The sequence below is a fragment of the Streptomyces tricolor genome (genome assembly GCF_002155905.1).
Lineage (GTDB): Bacteria > Actinomycetota > Actinomycetes > Streptomycetales > Streptomycetaceae > Streptomyces > Streptomyces tricolor.
The window spans coordinates 1-1771 of the sequence record NZ_MUMF01000675.1; the positions used below are offsets into that span (position 1 = coordinate 1).

Annotated in this window: 2 protein-coding genes; both read right to left on the reverse strand. The window is 75.1% G+C overall.

The genetic code is table 11. The annotated features are described in order from the left end of the window. The coding region (locus CCN44_RS37110; protein WP_086703119.1) for a cupin domain-containing protein at nt 1-464 on the reverse strand (464 nt) is incomplete at its 3' end. After that, a complete protein-coding gene (locus tag CCN44_RS37115) occupies nt 461-1636 on the reverse strand; it encodes an acyl-CoA dehydrogenase family protein (RefSeq protein WP_059247970.1) in 1176 nt (391 codons plus the stop codon). The genes CCN44_RS37115 and CCN44_RS37110, both read right to left, overlap by 4 nt. Between the last annotated feature and the right edge of the window lie 135 nt (nt 1637-1771).

Consider the following 1771-nt stretch of genomic DNA (forward strand, 5'->3'; position numbering starts at 1 on the left):
CCGGGCGGCGGTCCCTCGGGATAGCTGATGCGGTGCTTGGTGGCCAGGGCGAGGATGTCCTGCCAGCCGAGCCGGGGCTCACGCTCGCGCAGCTCGATCAGTTCCTCGAACATCAGCTCGGCGCCGCCCGGCGTGGCGAAACACAGCAGGGTGCTGGTCGTACCGGCGATGTTCCGGAAGGCGTGGCTGGTGCCCCGGGGCCCGTAGACGACGGTGCCCACCCCGGCCTCGTACCGCTTGTCGCCGAGCCGGAACTCGTAGGCCCCGCTGGTCACCACGAAGGTCTCGTCCTCGTTCTCGTGCAGGTGCAGCGGCGGCCCCCCGTCGGGCGGGGTGATGAACTCCATGAGCGAGAACAGCCCGCCGGTGTCCGTGCCGCGCAGCAGGAACCTGCCCGATTCCACCGTCCAGCGCACGGGCTCGACCTCGCCCGGCAGGACGATCTTCCCCGGGGTGATGGTCAACGCCCCGCCTCCCCTTCCTCGATGGTCCCGCCGCCGAAGGCGTCCTGGGCGACGAGCGCGTCCACGTACTCCCGTCCCGCCGGCTCCAACCGCAGGACGGCGTGGCTCGCGGCGGTGGTCGCGTCCCGCCAGAAGCGCTGCAGCGGCGCCTGCTGGTCGTGCGACGAGGTGCCGGACAGCCGGAGCACGTCCTGGACGGTGTCGGCGAGCAGGTCGGCGACGACGGCGTGGTGCAGCGCGAGCCGCGCCGTGCCGGGGCCCGGCGCGACGCCCCGGTCGGCCGCCGTCGCGGCCTCCTCCAGCAGCAGCCCCGCGGCCTCGGTCCGCGCGAGACCGCGGGCGAGCGCGGTCTGCGCCGCGGCGTCGTTCCCGGCCAGTACCCGGTGGCCGGGGCCGCTCGCGCGCCGGCGCGTCAGGTCGGCCCCGAAGGCCCGCAGCGCCCCGCGCGCCGCGCCGAGCACCGGACCCGCGAACGTCAGTCCGCTCACGGCGCGCAGCGGGACGGCGGAGGTGCGGGGCGCGCCCTCGGGGGGCGTGCCGGCCAGCAGCGCGCCGCGCGGGAAGGAGTACTCCTTCGGCACGAAGGCGTCGTCGATGCGCAGGCTGTCGCTTCCGGTGGCCCGCATGCCGACCGTGAACCAGCTGTCCTCGACGGTGTACGCGGACCGGGGCAGCAGCAGGAAGCGCACCTCGTGCCCGTCGTCGCCGGCCGGCACCGGGCAGGCGACCAGGGCCCAGTCGGAGAAGTGGATGCCGCTCACGTACTGCCAGACGCCGCGTACCCGCCAGCCGTCGCCCTCCTCCGTGGCGGTGCCGCTCGCCACCAGGCCGCAGGCGATGAAGGTGTCCGGCGTCCGCTGCCACAGGGCCCGCTGTCCGGCCTCGGGCAGATAGGTGGCCATCCGGCCGAGCGAGGCGACGACCGACGCCACCCAGGCGGCGGACGGATCGCCCTCGGCGGTGTGCGCCGCCGCCCGCACACAGTCCACGAAGGTCCCCTCGGTGCCGCCCCAGCGGGCGGGCACGAAGTGGCGGGGGAACCCGGCCTCGACGATGGCGTCCGCCACCTCCGGCGTCAGCCGCCGGGCCGTCTCCGACTTCAGCGCGTGCGGTGCGGCGGTTTCCGCCAGCCGGCGTCCCGCAGCGACCAGACCGTCCTCGTTACCCGGCATCAGCGCATCGGTGTCCTCTCCAGCAGTTCCGTGCTCCGGAGATCCGATCGTCGGTCCGCGCTCTGGAAACCATCTGGAACACGGCTCCAACCGGCGCCGCCCCGGGCCCGCGCGGCCGGGGCCGGCGTTCAGCGC

Bases quoted from the DNA above. Each gene is read 5' to 3' on its own strand.
- CCN44_RS37115 (WP_059247970.1), bottom strand. From the start codon at position 1,636: ATGCCGGGTAACGAGGACGGTCTGGTCGCTGCGGGACGCCGGCTGGCG.